Here is a 16,311-nt window from a genome sequence, read left to right on the forward strand (position 1 = left end):
GTCTTCTTCCGCCCCCGACCCCCCATCGGATGCACGGGAGTCCGGGGCCGGCCGTCAGCGCGGCGGCCGCCCCCGCACACGGGCGGCCGCCGGGTGCCCCCGGCTCAGGGCGCCATCTCGTACGCCCCGGCCAGCGCCTCGACGCGCTCCCAGACACGAGCCGAACGTGCCTCGTCGACGACCGGCCGGCGGACGGCGCCCAGGGCCCAGCTCTGCTGCTGCTCGGTGGCGGAGTCCTTCCCGTGGAGTTCGACGGCGTGGCCGGAGAAGTCGCGGACGAGGACCGAGAAGAGCTCGTCGAGCACGTCCTCGTCCAGGCCCGTCAGCCGGGCCTGCTCGAGGATCAGCTGGCCGTGCACGACGAGGGCGAACAACTGGCCGACGGCGAGGAGGAGGTCCAGGTCACGGCTCTGCTCCTCGTCGGGGGCCGCCGTGGTGACGAACTCGCACAGGGCGTCGGCCTGTTCGCGGAAGCGGGCGACGTTGGGCACCCCGGCACAGGCGTCGAAGGCGGTGCGCCAGTCGTGGAAGCGGATGGAGCCGAGGCCCCGCGCCGGGCCCTGCCGGAAGAGGAAGTCGTCGTCGGCGGCGTCGAGCCGGGTCGGCACCTCCGGATGGGCGACCGGGTCCAGCAGGTGGTTGCGCATGAACTTCAGGATCAGCGCGAGGTTGACGTGGACCGTGCCCTCGAGCTTCGGCAGGCCCCGGATCTCGACCGCCGCCTGGGCGAAGTAGTTGTCCTTCTCGAAGCCCTTGGCCGCGATGACGTCCCACATCAGGTCGATGACCTTCTCGCCCTCGGTGGTCACCTTCATCTTGGTCATCGGGTTGAAGAGGAGGTAGCGGCGGTCGTCCGGGCCGGCGGAGCGGAAGTAGTCGACGGCACGGTCGCTGAAGAGCTTCATCCCGACGAGGCGTACGTAAGCGTCGGCCAGTTCGCGCCGCACGTGCGGGAAGGCGGTCACGGGACGGCCGTACAGGATGCGGTTGTGGGCGTGGGTCACGGCCTCGTACATCGCGTGCTCGCAGATGCCGATCGAGGCGGTGCAGAGGTTGAACTTGCCGACGTTGACGGTGTTGAGGGCGGCGTCGAAGGCGGCGCGGCCGGTGTGGAGGACGTCCTCGGGAGCCACCGGGTAGTCCTCGAGCCGGAACTCGCTGACGTACTTCGAGGAGTCGACGACGTTCTTCACGAGGTGGTACGCCGGGTGCCGGCTGTCGGCCGCGAAGAACACGTAGCCGTCCGGCCCCTCGACGTCGGTGCGGCGACCGAAGACGGAGACGAGCCCGGCCGCGTTGCCGTTGCCGATGTAGTACTTCGAGCCGGTCGCCCGGAAGCCGCCGTCGCCGTCCGGCTCCAGCAGCATGTCCGTGGAGTAGATGTCGGCGCCGTGGCTCTTCTCGGAGAGCCCGAAGGCGAACACCTCGCCCTGGGAGAGGAGTTCGGCCGCGCGGGCGCGGGCGGCGGCGTTGTCGCTCTGCCACACGGGCCCGAGGCCGAGGATGGTGACCTGCCAGGCGTACCAGTAGTCGAGCCCGTAGAACCCGAAGATCTCGTTGAGGGCGGCGATACGGGCGGTGTCCCAGCGCTGGTCCGGCCGGCCGGCGTCGCGGGCCGGGGTGAGGAAGGTGGCGAACAGGCCCTCCTTGGCGGCGAAGGCGAGGAAGTCCTCCAGCCAGACGCGGGAGCGGTAGTCCTCGATCAGCCTGCGCTTGCCCCGGGCCTCGAACCAGTCGACCGTGGCGCGCAGCAGCCTGCGGGTCTCGGGGTCGAAGTGCGCCGGGTCGTAGGTGCGCGGGTTGAACAGGAGCTGGTCGGCCATGGGGTACGCCTTCCGGGGGTCGAGGGTCGGATGCGGTGCGTCGACGGTGCGAAGCGGTACGGGTGGGCTGCCGCGGGCGTTCGGCACGGCCCGGGCGGCCGCGCGGTTCAGGTGCCCGGAGGTGCGGCGCCGAGCCGGTGGAGGGTGGCGAGGACGTCGTCGAGCCAGGCGATGGTCATCCGCTCGTAGGCGATGCCGCCGCGCAGCACGACGTGCTGGAGCTCCTGCCCGGCGTCGAGCGGCAGGTGCGCTTCGGGCCCGGTGAAGTCCCGCCGCTCCCCCGAGAGGTAGTGCGCGAGCCGGTCGCGGTGGGTCTCGCGGTGCCGCTCGACCTCGGAGACCAGCGCCGCCGGGTCGTCGAAGGCGGCTCCCCGGATCTTCACGGCGAGTTCGTGCCGGATGCTCTCGGGTTCGACCGGCTCGTGCAGCCACTGCGAGAGGGCGGTGCGGCCGGGACCGGCGACGGAGTACTCCTTCTTGTCCGGCCGGCCCTGCTGGGCCACTTCGCGGGCCTCCAGCAGGCCGTCGCCCTCCATGCGCTTGAGGACGCGGTAGATCTGCTGGTGGGTCGCGGTCCAGAAGTACCCGATGGACCGCTCGAACCGGCGCGCGAGCTCATAGCCGGAGCCGGGCTTCTCCAGCAGGGAGACGAGGATCGCGTGTTCGAGCGCCATGCTCACGATCCTTCTATGCAACTCGTTGCATAGACAAGCGGCCGGGCGCGGATGAGACACGGCTCACCCGGCCCGGTGGCGACGCCACCCTCACGAGCCCTTCAGTCCCGACGGCGATGTGCCGATCCGCTGAAGAGCGCCCGCGCCACGGGGCCGTACGCGGCGGCCCCGCCCGACCGCCGCCCGGAAACCGCACGAAAGCACGATGCAGGGCTGCCCGTTCGAGCGGCGAAACAGTGACGCTGTTACACAAAACCACCCCTTTTCGCGGCGGCACACCCCCGCATGAACGAGGGGCGCGTGGGGCGCTGGAAACCGCTTGTTGTTGATCAATGAACGGATCGGTGCAACAGGAAACCACTTCCGTTCGGGACGGATGCGAAGCACATGCCCCTTGCAGGCAAGGGTTACGGACATGTCCGCATTTCGTCATAGCGTCCGGTTTGCGTCTCGTCGGGTCCGCGACCAGGCCACAGTGAGGGCCCTCGGCAGCAAGCCGGGAACCCGAACCGCCGCACAAGGCCCCCGAACAGGACCTTGTCAGGCACGTCCACGAAGGGGCATCCACATGTCTGCTTCCCGCATCACCCGCCGCATCGTCGCCACCGCACTCGCCTCCGGCGCACTGCTCGCGGCGGCCGCGCTGCCGGCGACCGCGGCCGACCACGACCGGCACAACGGCTTCCGGTCGACGGTCGTCATCGGACAGGTCCAGTACGACAGCCCCGGACGCGACGACCACTCCAACCGCAGCCTCAACGCCGAATGGGTCGAGGTCCGCAACACCGGCCGACACGCGGTCAACCTCCGCGGCTACACCCTCAGCGACCGCGACGGCAACCGCTACCGCTTCGACCACCTCCGCCTCAACGGACGCTCCAGCGTCCGCGTCCACACCGGCATCGGCCGCGACACCCGCACCGACGTCTACCAGGACCGCCGCAACTACATCTGGGACAACCGCGACACCGCCACCCTCCGCAACGACCACGGCCGCACCATCGACACCAAGTCCTGGGGCCGCTTCGGACACCGCCACTGACCCCACACCCCCGCAAACCCGAGGGCCGGCCGCACCACGCGACCGGCCCCCGGGCCATTCCCCGCCCCGAAGATCCCCGGGGGCGACGGCCGCGGGGACCGTCAGTGGTGCCCGACGAACCGCCGGGCGATCTGCTCGCGGAAGGCCAGGATGAGCGCGCCCACGGCCACCGCGACCGCCACCTCGACGACGACGAACGGCCGCCCGTCCAGGTTCGCCCCGGCCAGCGAGGCCAGCGACGTCACACAGTCCCCCGCGGTCACCGCGAGGAACCACACGCCCATCATCTGACTGCCGTACTTCTCCGGTGCGAGCTTGGTGGTCACCGAGAGACCGACGGGGGAAAGGCACAACTCGCCCACGGTCTGCACGAGATAGATGACGGCCAGCCACATGGGGGAGACCGGGGAGCCGCCCGAGGCGGCCGTGAGGGCCGGCAGGAAGACGGCGAAGGACAGTCCGACCAGGATGAGGCCGAGACCGAACTTGACCGGCGTGGAGGGCTCCTTGTCCCGCGCGGCGAGCCACTGCCAGAGCCAGGCGAAGACGGGTCCGAGGGCCATGATGAACAGCGGGTTCAGCGACTGGAACCAGCTGGACGGGAAGTCGATGCCCGCGACCACGGTGTCGGTGTTCTTCTCGGCGAAGAGGTTGAGCGTCGAGCCGCCCTGGTCGTAGATCATCCAGAAGACCGCCGCCGCCACGAACAGCCAGACGTAGGCGGTCATCCGCTGCTGTTCCGCCGGCGTGAGCTCCGGGTCCCTTCTGATGCGCATCAGCGTCCAGGCGGGGAACACCAGGCCGAGGACGGTGAGCGGGACGATGACCCAGTTCAGCGTGTAGTGGCCGGAGAGGCCGAGGACCGTGTAGACGGCGACGGGCACCAGGAGCCACAGGAGTCCCTTCCTCACCATGGCCCTGCGGTGTGCCGCGTCCATGGGCGAGGGCACGACGTCGCTGTGGGGGCTCAGCCAGCGCCGCCCGAGGAGGTACTGCACCAGTCCCAGGGCCATGCCGACGCCGGCGACCGCGAACCCGAGGTGGTAACCGACCTTCTGGCCGATGGTGCCGATCACCAGCGGAGCGAAGAAGGCACCCAGATTGATGCCCATGTAGAAGATGGTGAAGGCGCTGTCGCGGCGCCATTCCAGCGGGCCCACGTAGAGATGGCCGACCATGGTCGAGATGTTGGCCTTGACCAGGCCGGACCCGATGGCCACGAAGAACAGCCCGGCGAAGAAGAAGCCCTCGGTGGGGACGGCCAGGAGGAAGTGCCCGATCATGATGATCACGCAGGCGACCGTCACCGCCTTCCTCGGGCCGAGGAACCGGTCGGACACCCAACCGCCCGGCAGTGTCAGCAGATAGACCATCGAGAGGTAGACGCTGAAGATGGCGATGGCCGTGTTGTCCGGGAAGCCGAGGCCGCCCTCGCTCTTGGGCGCGGCGAGATAGACGGCGAGCAGGGCCCGCATGCCGTAGTAGCTGAAGCGCTCCCACATCTCGGTGAGGAAGAGCGTGGACAGACCCCTGGGGTGTCCGAAGAATGTACGGGTGGTTTCGGGAGCCTCGGGCGTACTGACCACTTTGCACCTTTCGGACGGCGGTGATGCAGAACCTATGCATCCGGAGCCCGTCCGGCCGTTCGCCACGCCTTCCCGCTCGCGCGGCTGACGGCGTTCGCCGGAACCGTGCCCCCTTGGGCGCGGGGGCACGGCACGGGCCCCGGGGAGGGCGCGGACGCGCTCCCCGGGGCCCCTTGTCGTGCTCGGCCGTGCTGCTGGGACGTGTTGCGAAAGCCCCTCCTGGCCCCGCCCTGCGGGCGGGACGGAGCTGCTTTCGCAACACGGCCTAGAAGGTGAGGTTCCAGGCGTCGATCCGGCCCGTGTCCTGGGCGGCGGTGTCCCGTACGCGCAGCTTCCAGGTGCCGGCGGCCGCCTCCGAGGAGGCGTTCACCGTGTACGTCTTCACGACGTTGTCGGCCCCGTCACCGTCCGGGACGTCCTCGAGCAGGTACACCGAGCCGTCGGGGGCGACGAGGGACAGCACCAGGTCACCGCGGTAGGTGTGCTTGATGTCCACACCGACCTTGAGCGCGGAGGGGGCGTTGCCCGCGACACCGGTCACGGTGATCGGGGACTCGACGGTGGCGTTGTCGTTCACGGCCACGTCGGCGGTGTTCTCGAAGTAGCGGGCCGGGGGCGGCGTGCCGCCGACCGCCTTCAGCGCGTCGACCTGACCCTCGCCGAAGAAGGCGTTGTTGGCGGTCGTGCCCGTGCAGCGGCTGTCGGAGGGGCAGGCGGTGTCGTTGGCCTGTGCGGCAAGGCGGGCACGCAGATCGGCCGGCGTCGCGCTCGGGTCGGTGCTCGCCAGCAGCGCGGCGACGCCCGCCACGTGCGGGGAGGCCATCGACGTGCCGTTCATGTTGCCGTACTTGCCGCCCGGGAGGGTGGAGTACACCCCTGACGCACCGTCACCACCGGGGGCGGCGACGTCGATGATGTTCCGTCCGAGGTTGGAGTACGACGCCTTGACGTTGCCGTTGCCCATCGCCGCGACCGTGACGACGCCGGGCAGCTCGGTCGGGATGTCGATGCACGCGTTGGTGATGGTGCGGGTCACCGGCGTCGAGTCGTTGGGGCTGGAGGTGTCGGTCCGCTTGTTCGCCAGGTCGTAGTTGGAGTTGCCGGCGGCGGCGACCTGGAGCGAGCCCTTGCCCTCCGCGTACTGCTGGGCCCGCTTCACGCCCTCGATGATCGCGGCCTGGTCGGCGTCGTCCGGGCAGTTGAACATCCACGGATCGGTGTAGTAGCTGTTGTTGGTGACCTTGAAGCCGTGGTCACCGGCCCACATGAAGCCGCAGATGGTGTTCTCGGCGAAGAACATGCTCGTGGTGGGTTCGGCGATACGGACGGAGGAGATCCGCACACCGGGAGCGACACCGATGACGCCCTTGCCGTTCTTCGCCGCGGCGATGGTGCCCGCGACGTGTGTCCCGTGGTCGCCGATGTCGCGCCAGGCACCCGCGCGGGTGTCGGGCCGGCCGTAGGCGCAGGAGACCGAGTCGGCCGCGTTGAAGTTGGGCGCGATGTCCTGGTGCAGGTCGTCGACGCCGGTGTCGAGGACACCGACCTTGACCGAGGAGGAACCGGTGCTGACCGCCCACGCCTTGTCCGCCTTGATCTGGGTCATGTCCCAGCGGTTGGACTCGGTGAGAGTGGTCGGCGACTGCGACGGGGTCGCGGGCAGCGCGGGGTTGTACGCGTCCGCGGGGACGTCCGAGGTGCGGGTCGCACCGACCTGCTGCACCCCGGCGACGCCGCGCATGGTGCCGGCGAACGCCGACGACGCGGAGTGCGCCACGATCACGCCGATGGCGTCGTGGTGCGCGAAGACCGTCCCGCCGTTGGCGGTGACGGCGTTGCGCACGGCGGACGTGTCACCGGGGGCGGTGATCACCAGGTACGCGCGGGTCCCGGCGGCCCAGACGGCCTGCGGCGCGGCGGGCGCCGCGGACGCGCTCGCCGCCGCGGGCGCGGCCGGCGCGGCCGGCGCGGCACTCGCGGGGACGGCCGTCAGCAGAGCGGCGCCGACGGCGGCGGCCGCCACGAGCGGACGTCTCAGGCGGCTGGATATGAGGGGGGTAGGCAATGCATCCTCCGAAAGCCCGGCCGCGCCGAGGCGCATACCGGGCGTGTGATGAACGGAATGGACGCAAGATCTCAGACCGCGACGCCGCAAGGGAAGGCGTTCCGGCGCCCAACTGGCCCCGTCGGACAAGTGGTTGGGTGCCATTCCGCCCGGTTTGAACCCGACTCGAACGGCTTGTCTCACCGGCAGACGGCCGTCCGCCCCCGGCATTCGGACAGCGAGCGGGCGTACGCCGTCGCTGTTCACCGCCGGCCGTCCACCCCGGACTTGGCAGCCGCGTCGCCCCACGTCCGGATGGCGGTGCGGTTCCGCCGGGTCGTCAGGTGCCCCCGGCCCCCGCGAAGCGGGGCGTCAGCCGCGTACCGGCGGGTGGAGTGCCGCGTACGCGCCCGCGCAGGCGGCGACCACCGTGACGCAGCCGGCGAAGACCAGACCCGCCGTGCGCAGGCCCAGCCCCATCGCCAGCGCGCCGACGCCCACCACGGGGAGCGAGATGCCGGCGTACGCGACGACGAAGAACGCCGAAATGGTGCCGCCCCGGTGATCCGGCGGCGCCGCGCCGCTGACCAGGGTGAGGGCGGCCCGGAAGGCGAGGCCCTGGCCGGTGCCGCCGAAGAGGGCGCCCAGGACGAGCAGGGGCAGGGACTCGGCGAGCAGGGACGAGGCCACCAGCAGCAGTCCGCCGACGAGGACTGCGCAGCCGACGGGGAGCGCACGGACGGCGCCGACCTTCGGCGTCAGCGACTGGCCGATGGTCGAGGCCAGGAACACGGAGAACACGACGGCTCCGGACACGGCGAGGTTGTGCACGTCCAGGGTCCGCGCCACGAAGCTGGGCGCCACCGCCGTGAACAGCCCGAGCAGGGCGAAGCCGGCGAACGCCGCGACGGACGCGGGCACGAAGACGCCTTTCACCCCGGGCGGTACGGAGATCCCCTGCGGGCTCAGCCGTGGCCATCGCCGCGGGTCCTCGACCGTCTCGGGCAGCAGCCACGTCAGTACGCAGGCCACCGCGATCAGGCCCAGGTGCACCCAGAAGACCAGGTGCAGCGGCCAGGGCGCGTACTCCGCGAGCAGCCCGGACAGCAGCGGTCCGCAGCCCAGGCCGCCCATGTTCGCGGCGGTGGCCGCGAAGGCGGCGCGCGCCTTCTTCCCGGGCGCGGCGAGTTCGATGACGGCGGCGGTCGCGGCGCCGCTGAGGAGCCCGGCCGCGAAGCCGGACAGCAAACGTCCCGCGAACAGCAGCGGCAGACCGGTCTCCAGCAGGAAGCAGCAGGCGCTGGCGGCCGAGAAGCCCATGGCGGCCAGCAGCACGGGCCGGCGCCCGACGACGTCGGAGTAGTTGCCGGCGACCAGCAGGGCGGTGATGACGGCGATCGCGTACACGGCGAAGACGACCGTCACCATCAGCTCGGAGAAGCCGATCTGTTCCTGGTAGAGCCCGTACAGCGGGGTGGGGAGCGTCGTCCCGGCCATGCCGATCGCGAACACGGCCGCAGCCGCCGGATATCCCAGCCGTGCCCCGCCGGCTCCGCCGCGGTCCGTCCCGGCTGTCCCGCCCGTGCGCTCGACCATCCCGGCACCCTACGAGTGACGGCCCGTCAGGACCGCCCGCCACGACGTGGGGGCGTCACGGTCCGCCGACCGGACGTGGTCCCGCCGCATGCCCGGTCACCCGTACGGTCCGCGCGGCCCGGGGCGCACGGGCCGCGCTGCCGTCCCCGCCCGGGCGTCGCCAGGCCGGCCCCGACGAGGCGCCTCCGTCCGGGATCCCTCGGAATCCGCGGGAACCCCCCGGCGGGCGGGCGGCGGCCCAGGGATCGGGGCCGCCGCCCGCATCGCGTACGGCGTCACCCCCGGAAGGCCGCCGGACGTTCGGGGGACGCCTCGGCCAGGGCCTTGCCCACCGCCTCCGCCCCGGCGCGCAGGCCGTACACGGGGGTACCGGGCTGCTGACGCCAGGAGTCGTCGATGCCGCCGGCGTCGACCGTGTCGAAGCCGAGCTCGTCGATCAGGGCGCGGACGACGCGCTTGGCCCGTTCGTCGTCCCCGGCGACGGGCAGGGCCATGCGCTCGGGGTCACCCGCGGGCCGGGGGCGTTCGAGGAGGTCCTGTGCGTAGGTGCCGTTGAAGGCCTTGACGACGGGGTGGCCCACGTGGCTCTCGGTCCAGCGGCTCTCGGTGAGTCCCCCGTCCTCGATCTCCGGGATGCGGCCGTCGCGCTCCCTGGGGTAGTAGTTGCCGGTGTCGATCACGACGAAGCCGTCGGCGGCGCCCTCGAACAGGCCCGACGGCAGGTCCGGGACCCTCTTGAGCGGCACGGTGACCACGACGACCTCGGCGTCGCGAGCCGCGTCCTTCGCGTCGGCCGCGGTGGCTCCGGTCTCCTCGACGAGTGCGGTCAGGGTCTGCGGACCCCGGGAGTTGGCCACCGAGACGTCGTGGCCCAGGGCGGTCAGCCTCCGGGTGAGGTTCCCGCCGATGTTGCCCGCTCCGATGATGCCGATCTTCATGGTTGTCCCCTCGGATGGTGGGTCGTTGGACACGGTTCCCCGGCAGGGCGCAGCCGCGCCGGGGTCAGACGGCCTTGGCGAGTTCCTCGAACTCGTCGTCGGTCAGGTCGATCTCCGCCGCCCGGACGTTCTCCTCGAGGTGCGCGACGCTCGACGTGCCGGGGATGGGGAGCATGACCGGGGAGCGGCGCAGCAGCCAGGCCAGGGCCAGCTGCGCGGGAGTGGCCCCGTGCCGCCGGGCGGCGGTGTCGAGAGGTCCGCCGGGGCGCGCGAGTTCGCCCGTGGCGATGGGGAACCACGGGATGAAGGCGATGTTCCGGGACTCCGCGTAGCGGACGACGTCCTCGGCGCCGCGGTCGGCGAGGTTGTACAGGTTCTGCACGGAGACGACGTCCGCGTACGCGCGGGCCTCCTCGAGCTGGTCGACGGTCACCTCGGAGAGGCCGATGTGGCGGATCTTGCCCTCCTGGCGGAGGAGTTCCAGTTCGCCCAGCTGGTCGGCCGTCGGCACCTTCGGGTCGATGCGGTGCAGCTGGTACAGGTCGATCCGTTCTACGCCGAGGTGGCGGAGGCTCAGTTCGAGCTGCTGACGGAGGTACTCGGGGCGGCCCAGCGGGCTCCAGCCGTCCGGTCCCGAGCGGGCCAGACCGGCCTTGGTGGCGATGACGAGACCGTCCGGGTACGGATGGAGCGCCTCGCGGATCAGGCGCTCACTGACGAAGGGGCCGTAGGAGTCGGCCGTGTCGATGAAGTCGACGCCCAGATCGACGGCGCGGCGCAGCACGCGCACGGCCTCGTCGGGGTCCTCGGGTTCGCCCCAGATGCCGGGCCCGGTGAGCCGCATGGCTCCGAATCCGAGGCGGTTGACGGTCAGGTCGCCGCCGAGGGCGAAGCTGCCGGATGCGTCGGCCGGGCGGGAGGCTGTGGTGCTCATCAGAGCGTTCCTTTCGCGTGCCGCGGGACACTGACGCTCTGGGTGAACCCGGCCGGCGGTCGCCGTATTCCGTCCGTTCCGCATTCCGGACGGATTGCGGGTGCCGGCGCCGTCGGAGGGAAGCTGTCGGGCATGGGTGACGCGGTGAGGGTCCTCGGGGTCGACGCCTGCCCGGGCGGGTGGGTCGCGGTCGCGCTCAGCGACGGGCGGTTCGACGGTGCGCGCTTCGGCACGGGCCTGCGTGCGCTGGTGGGCGGCGCGGGGCACGGCGAGGCGACGGATGACGCGCGTGTCGTGGCCGTGGACATTCCGCTGGGGCTCCTGGACACGGGGTGGCGGCGCGCCGACGCGGACGCCGCCGCCCTGCTGGGGAGGCTGCGCGGCAGTGTGTTCCGGGTACCGCCGCGTGCGGTGTGGCAGGAGGAGGGGTACGAGGCGGCGAACCGCCGTTGCCGGGAACTGACCGGCGCCGGGCTGAGCCGGCAGAGCTGGGGCCTGGCCGCCAAACTGCGCGAGGCGAACGCGTGTCTGGCCGACGCCGGGGGCGACCGTCTCCGCGAGGTGCATCCGGAGGTGTCGTTCCGGGCGCTTGCGGGTGGGCGCCCGCTGTCGTACCGCAAGAAGAGCTGGGCGGGGCAGATGACACGTCGCTCGCTCCTCGAGGACGCGGGCATCGTGCTCCCCGGTGACCTCGGCGACGCGGGGGCCGTGCCTCCGGACGATGTGCTGGACGCTGCCGCCGCCGCCTGGAGCGCCGACCGGATCGCCCGGGGCCGGGCCCGCAGCCTGCCGGACCCTCCGGAGCCCGGCGACGGGGGCCGCCCGATCGCCATCTGGTACTGAGCGTTTCCGGGGTGGCGCCTTCCCGTGACGCGGTCACCGGGAGGGGCGGCCACCGGTGCGCCGCGACGGCGTGACGTCCCGCCGCCGCGTGCGGGGCGGGAGGGCCGAGAGCCGCGGGGCACACGCGTGCCGGGCGGGGAAGCCGGGATGAGTATCCGCACTCATGACACCTCCAGGCCGTGGCGGGAGACTCGACTCATGCCCCTCGGACGATCAGCAGCGGCGGCCGTGCTCGTCGCGCTCACCGTGACGGCGTGCGGAGCCGAGCGGGACGGTCGGGGACCGACCGAGGAGGCGGCCCCCTCGCCGTCCTTCAGCCCACGGCCGACGTGCGCGCGGCCCCCCGAGGTGCCCGCGGCTGTGCCGTCGTCGCCGGACCCGGGCACGGACGGCGGCCGGGCGCAGGGCAACGGCCGCACGAAGGGGAACCGTGACGCTCCTCCCCACTACGCCGACAACCACACCTACCGCGTGCAGGCTCCGCTCACCGCGGACAGGCGCGCTCAGGGCGAAGCGTCGGCCGCGCTGATCCGCGGGGAGTTGGAGCGGGTCCGTCGCGAGGGTGACCTCGGGGACGAGCGGATCGCGGCCGCGCTGAGGAGGCTCGGCTGCCGGGAGGAGCACGGCGTCCACGTCGGGCACGGCTTCTACAGCGTCCACACGGTAGCCGCCTGTGTGTCCGGGCGGGTCACGCAGGAGGAGTCGACCAGCGAGGTGCACGGCGCCTACGCCGAGCCCCAGCCCGGTACGGGGCCCTGTGTCGAGAACCGGGGAGGCCACTGACCGGCCTGGTTTCCCTCACGGCCCGGTCCCCTCACGACCCTGTCCGCTCACGGCCCCGGTCCCCTCACGGCCCCGGTTCTCTCACGGCCCCGGTTCTCTTACGGCCCCGGTCCCCTCACGGCTCCGACGGCTCCCCCGGTCCCGACGGCTCATCGGTGGCGCAGCCGTCGAGCAGCGGGCCGAGTTCCCGCGCCACGCACGTCAGGGCGCGCACGTCGCGTTCCGCGCGGGCGATGAGGATCGCGCCCTCCAGGGCGCCGATCATGAGGGTGGCGAGCGCCTCGGTACGGCCGGCCGGCACCCCCATCGTGCCGAGGGCGCGGGCCAGCGGACGGTTCCAGCAGGCGAAGGCGTCGGCGGCCGCGGTGCGTGTGGACTCGGTGGAGGCCGTGCAGTCCACCGTCGCGGCGGCGACGGGACAGCCCGTGTCGAAGCCGTGCTTCTCGTACTCGTCGGTCCACTGGCGCACCATGGCGGCGAACAGCCCTCCCGGCGTGGGGTGGGCCATCCCGGCGAGGAAGCGGTCCACGCGCCCGGCCGCGTACCGGCCCGCCCATGCGACCGCCTCGTTGACCAGTTGCTCCTTCCCTCCCGGGAAGTAGTGCTGGAGCGAGCCGCGCGGCGCCGCGGCGTGGGCGGCCACGTCCCGCATCCCCGTCGCCGTGACACCGTCGCGCCGGATGAGCTGGGCAGCGCTGAAGACCATCCGCTCCCGCGGTCCCCGCCCGGAACCCTCCATCTTCGACCTCCACACCGACCGGCGAACACGGGCGCGTGGTCAGCGCCCGTGCGGTCTCAGCCTATAGACGCCGGTCAGACCGTCCCGGTCGAGGGACGAACTCTCGGGCTCGAGGTGGCGCGCCAGCGCGTCCAGGAGCCGGGAGCGGCCCGGCAGGACGGACGCCGACACCCGTTCGACGCCGCGTCTCCGGGCCCGGACGAGGAGTTCGTCGACCATGGCCGCGCCCAGGCCCCAACCCTGGCAGGCGTCGGCGACGAGCACCCCGAGCACGGCCGCGCCTCCGGGAGCTGCTTCGGCGGGGGCGGCGAGACTCGCGAGACCGGCGGGACGCCGGCGGTCGCCCTGGTGGACCAGGACCGCGTCGTGCTCTTCCGGCCGGCAGGCCAGCACGCTGTCGGCGTACTCGCGCGGGAGCTCGCGCAGGTACCCGAAGAAGCGCAGGCGGACCGTCTCGGGTGAGCATCGGGCGAACAGGTCGTGCAGGGCATGCCCGTCACCGGGCCGTACGCCCTCGACGCACCACCCCCCGGTGCCTGGGAGCCGGGTCGCCGCACCGGGCCCGACCCGACCACGACCGCAAGGGGCAGGAGGTACCGCGGAATCCACTATGACACTCGTCATGGAACCCAGTATTATGACGAGCGTCATAGACGGCAAGGCGACGCTGGCGGTGCTGCGTGGACACGGATGTGGGCTTCGTGGGGCTCGGCATCATGGGGCAGCCCATGGCCCTCAACCTGGTGCGGTCGGGCCGGCCACTCGTCGTCTGGAACCGCAGCGCCGCCCGGTGCGAGCCGTTGCGCGCGGCGGGCGCCCGGGTCGCGGCAGGGCCCTCCGAGGTCTTCGCCCGGTCCGGAGTGGTGCTGATGATGCTGGCGGACGGACCGGCGATCGACTTCGTACTGGGCCGCGGGACACCGGAGTTCGCCGCGAACGTCGAGGGGCGCACGATCGTCCACATGGGGACGACGTCCCCCGAGTACTCCCAGGGTCTCGAGTCCGATGTGCGCGCCGCCGGCGGACGCTACGTCGAGGCGCCGGTCTCCGGTTCCCGGGGGCCGGCGGAGGCCGGGCGGCTCGTGGCGATGCTGGCGGGAGAGGGGGCCGCGGTGGAGGCGGTCCGCCCGCTGCTGCGGCCGATGTGCCAGGAGACGTTCGTCTGCGGCACGGCACCCGGCGCCCTGCTGATGAAGCTGGCGGTGAACCTGTTCCTGATCACGATGGTCACCGGGCTGACCGAGGCGTACCACTTCGCCGACCGGCACGGCCTGGACCGGGAGCGGTTCCTCGCGGTGCTGGACGCGGGCCCGATGGCCAGCGGCGTCTCCCGGATGAAGGCCCTGAAACTGAGGGAGCGCGACTTCGAAGCGCAGGCCGCTGCCGTGGACGTGCTCAAGAACAACCACCTCATCGCGGAGGCGGCACGGACGTCGGGACTGGCTTCACCGCTGCTCGACGTCTGCCACAGCCTCTTCGGGGAGACGGTGGCACTCGGGCACGGCGCGTCCGACATGATCGCGGTGCTGCGGGCGATCGAGGGGCGCACCGAAGCGGAGCCGCCCCGCTGAGGTGAACGGCCCACGGGGCGCGGCAGTTGCCGCCGCGGCCCGCCGTCGCGAGGCGTGGTGCCCGCGGACTCCGTCCACGGTCCTCGACCGGCCCGGCCGTTCGGCCCCGTCCCCCTCGGCCGACGGCGATCCCGCCACCGCGGGCGGGACCACCGGCCGGAACCGGGCCACGGCGCCCCGGCCTGCCCCACCCGATCTCGGTCCACCCGCTGCAGCCGCAACCGGCCGGTGCCGGGTGCCTGGCAACGGCCGGAACCGGTAACCACGGCGCACCGGCCCGGTCCTCCGCCTCGACCAGGGCGGTCCCGGGCTACCCGCCGTGGTCGAAGAGGAGCTTGATCACCGGTCGTGCGGCCGCCTCGGGGTCGTCCCCCAGGGTGTCGGGCAGAGCACCGGCCAGCCACAGCGTGGCGAAGCCGTGCACGATCGACCACGCCGCCGTGGACGCGTGCGGGGACGCGGGGCCCGGTCCGGCGGGCATCCGCCCCAGTCCGCCAGCGAGGACCAGACCGGCCCGCTCACGCGCGGCACGCACCTCCGGGGCGTCGGCGTGGTAGAGGTTCGGCCGGAACATCACCTCGAAGTGCGCCCGGTGCGTCACGGCGAAGTTCACGTAGGCCACGCCCACGTCCAGGAGTTCGTCACCGGCCCGGCTCAGCGCGTCGGCGAGGAGTTCGTACCCCTGGCACGCCACCGCGGTCAGCAGCCCGGCCTTGTCCCCGAAATGGTGCTGCGACGCGGCGTGCGAGACCCCTGTCCGACGGGACAACTCCCGCAGGCTCATGGCACCCGGACCGGACTCGCCGATCACCTCGACCGCCGCGTCCAGGAACGCCCTGCGCAGGTCACCGTGGTGATAGGACTGACGCGCCATCGGAGCACCCCCAATCTTTCCCCTGGCAAGTTACTACAGCGCACACACCCTCCGGCCCCCGGCGAGCGCCCAGGGCCGCCCGGTCCGTCGACAGCGGCCGGCGGTCGCGGGCCGGGCTCCCGGGACAGACGTACGCCCGCGGCCGCCGTGGCGGTCGCGGGCGTACGTTCGCGGTGCTCCGGCACTACCGGGCCTTCGGTGCACCCGCGACCGGGCCGGTCGCGCGGGCCGGTCAACTGGCGCGGGCCGGCCTCGGGCCGGGGACGGTGATCCAGTGGAGGATGGTCTCCACCGTCCGGTCGTCGAGCGCACTGAGGATGTTGATCGCGTCCAGGTCGCCCGGCAGCGGCGCAACGCCGTTGGCGGTCAGCGCCGAGTGCAGGTCCAGTCGCCTCCGGTCGTGCGCCGCCAGCGGGATGGACAGCCGCTGCGCCGGTGCGGGCGGCAGGAGTTCGGCTTCGTCGCCCGCCATCGCGGGGTACAGCCCGTCGATGTCACGCGCGCCGGGGACCCGGTAGGGGTCGGCGCCCGTCTCCGACAGCACCGACGACAGCGAAAGAAGGGGCTCAGCGGTCATGGAAGCCTCCAGGGTTGCGTCACTGACACCACTGAAGGCGCTACCTGGCGGGGCGGCGGTTCCTCCTCGCCCCGCACATCACCCGTACGCCCCCAAAACCACGTCATCACACCATCGCGCGGGCCGGGACCCGCGACGACCTCGGCGCACCGCCTCCGGCCTGCACGGACACCGCGGACCAGCAGGTCCCCGGCCTGTCAAGCCACGGGTTCCCGGACGTGTTCCCGGGCGCTTCGCGCCGCTTCACTCGGGGTGGGGCCGCAGCCGCGGCCATCTCCGGATTGGAG

The 16,311-nt window shown here is 72.4% G+C and carries 15 protein-coding genes; 4 read left to right on the forward strand and 11 right to left on the reverse strand.

Going from position 1 to position 16,311, the window contains the following annotated elements; genetic code table 11:
- Positions 1-104: 104 nt before the first annotated feature.
- Entirely contained in the window at positions 105-1,823 is a 1,719-nt protein-coding gene (locus QRN89_RS02035; RefSeq protein WP_290347605.1) for an acyl-CoA dehydrogenase family protein, read from the reverse strand.
- Between the two features lie 107 nt (positions 1,824-1,930).
- Complete coding sequence (locus tag QRN89_RS02040; protein ID WP_290347606.1) at positions 1,931-2,497, reverse strand: PadR family transcriptional regulator; 567 nt, start codon at positions 2,495-2,497, stop codon at positions 1,931-1,933.
- 568 nt (positions 2,498-3,065) lie between these two features.
- Here QRN89_RS02040 and QRN89_RS02045 point away from each other — a divergent pair.
- Complete coding sequence (locus QRN89_RS02045) at positions 3,066-3,539, forward strand: lamin tail domain-containing protein (RefSeq protein ID WP_290347607.1); 474 nt, start codon at positions 3,066-3,068, stop codon at positions 3,537-3,539.
- Positions 3,540-3,640: 101 nt separating this feature from the next.
- On the opposite strand, the gene QRN89_RS02050 is transcribed toward QRN89_RS02045, so the two are convergent.
- The 5 genes from QRN89_RS02050 to QRN89_RS02070 all read right to left on the reverse strand — a co-directional run bounded on the left by QRN89_RS02050 (position 3,641) and on the right by QRN89_RS02070 (position 10,637).
- On the reverse strand, positions 3,641-5,125 hold the full coding sequence (locus QRN89_RS02050; protein WP_290347608.1) for a peptide MFS transporter: 1,485 nt from the start codon (positions 5,123-5,125) through the stop codon (positions 3,641-3,643).
- A gap of 265 nt (positions 5,126-5,390) precedes the next feature.
- Positions 5,391-7,190 (reverse strand): S8 family peptidase, encoded by a 1,800-nt coding sequence (locus QRN89_RS02055; RefSeq protein WP_399011659.1) that lies wholly within the window; start codon positions 7,188-7,190, stop codon positions 5,391-5,393.
- 351 nt (positions 7,191-7,541) lie between these two features.
- The gene (locus QRN89_RS02060) at positions 7,542-8,765 is read right to left on the reverse strand and encodes an MFS transporter (RefSeq protein WP_392855189.1); all 1,224 of its coding nucleotides are present in this window, start codon (positions 8,763-8,765) and stop codon (positions 7,542-7,544) included.
- A gap of 275 nt (positions 8,766-9,040) precedes the next feature.
- On the reverse strand, positions 9,041-9,703 hold the full coding sequence (locus QRN89_RS02065) for an NADPH-dependent F420 reductase (RefSeq protein ID WP_390701828.1): 663 nt from the start codon (positions 9,701-9,703) through the stop codon (positions 9,041-9,043).
- Positions 9,704-9,767: 64 nt separating this feature from the next.
- The gene (locus tag QRN89_RS02070; protein ID WP_290347610.1) at positions 9,768-10,637 is read right to left on the reverse strand and encodes an aldo/keto reductase; all 870 of its coding nucleotides are present in this window, start codon (positions 10,635-10,637) and stop codon (positions 9,768-9,770) included.
- A 132-nt stretch (positions 10,638-10,769) separates the two neighbouring features.
- Here QRN89_RS02070 and QRN89_RS02075 point away from each other — a divergent pair, with 132 nt between their 5' ends.
- Together QRN89_RS02075 and QRN89_RS02080 are read left to right on the forward strand one after the other, a co-directional pair.
- Positions 10,770-11,480: a DUF429 domain-containing protein gene (locus tag QRN89_RS02075; RefSeq protein WP_290347611.1), complete on the forward strand. Its 711-nt coding sequence runs from the start codon at positions 10,770-10,772 to the stop codon at positions 11,478-11,480.
- A gap of 360 nt (positions 11,481-11,840) precedes the next feature.
- Positions 11,841-12,263, forward strand: coding sequence for a hypothetical protein (locus tag QRN89_RS02080; RefSeq protein ID WP_290347612.1), 423 nt, complete (start codon positions 11,841-11,843; stop codon positions 12,261-12,263).
- Positions 12,264-12,378: 115 nt separating this feature from the next.
- Here the strand turns inward: QRN89_RS02080 and QRN89_RS02085 are convergent, their stop codons facing one another.
- Positions 12,379-13,002: a TetR/AcrR family transcriptional regulator gene (locus QRN89_RS02085; RefSeq protein ID WP_290347613.1), complete on the reverse strand. Its 624-nt coding sequence runs from the start codon at positions 13,000-13,002 to the stop codon at positions 12,379-12,381.
- Between the two features lie 39 nt (positions 13,003-13,041).
- Positions 13,042-13,626, reverse strand: coding sequence for a GNAT family N-acetyltransferase (locus QRN89_RS02090; RefSeq protein WP_290347614.1), 585 nt, complete (start codon positions 13,624-13,626; stop codon positions 13,042-13,044).
- A gap of 56 nt (positions 13,627-13,682) precedes the next feature.
- Here QRN89_RS02090 and QRN89_RS02095 point away from each other — a divergent pair, with 56 nt between their 5' ends.
- A complete protein-coding gene (locus QRN89_RS02095) occupies positions 13,683-14,573 on the forward strand; it encodes an NAD(P)-dependent oxidoreductase (protein WP_290347615.1) in 891 nt (296 codons plus the stop codon).
- Between the two features lie 310 nt (positions 14,574-14,883).
- On the opposite strand, the gene QRN89_RS02100 is transcribed toward QRN89_RS02095, so the two are convergent.
- Positions 14,884-15,447: a TetR/AcrR family transcriptional regulator gene (locus QRN89_RS02100; protein WP_290347616.1), complete on the reverse strand. Its 564-nt coding sequence runs from the start codon at positions 15,445-15,447 to the stop codon at positions 14,884-14,886.
- A gap of 232 nt (positions 15,448-15,679) precedes the next feature.
- Positions 15,680-16,024, reverse strand: a complete 345-nt coding sequence (locus tag QRN89_RS02105) for a hypothetical protein (RefSeq protein WP_290347617.1) — start codon at positions 16,022-16,024, stop codon at positions 15,680-15,682.
- Positions 16,025-16,311: the final 287 nt, after the last annotated feature.

Source organism: Streptomyces sp. HUAS CB01, from assembly GCF_030406905.1.
Classification (GTDB): domain Bacteria; phylum Actinomycetota; class Actinomycetes; order Streptomycetales; family Streptomycetaceae; genus Streptomyces; species Streptomyces chengbuensis.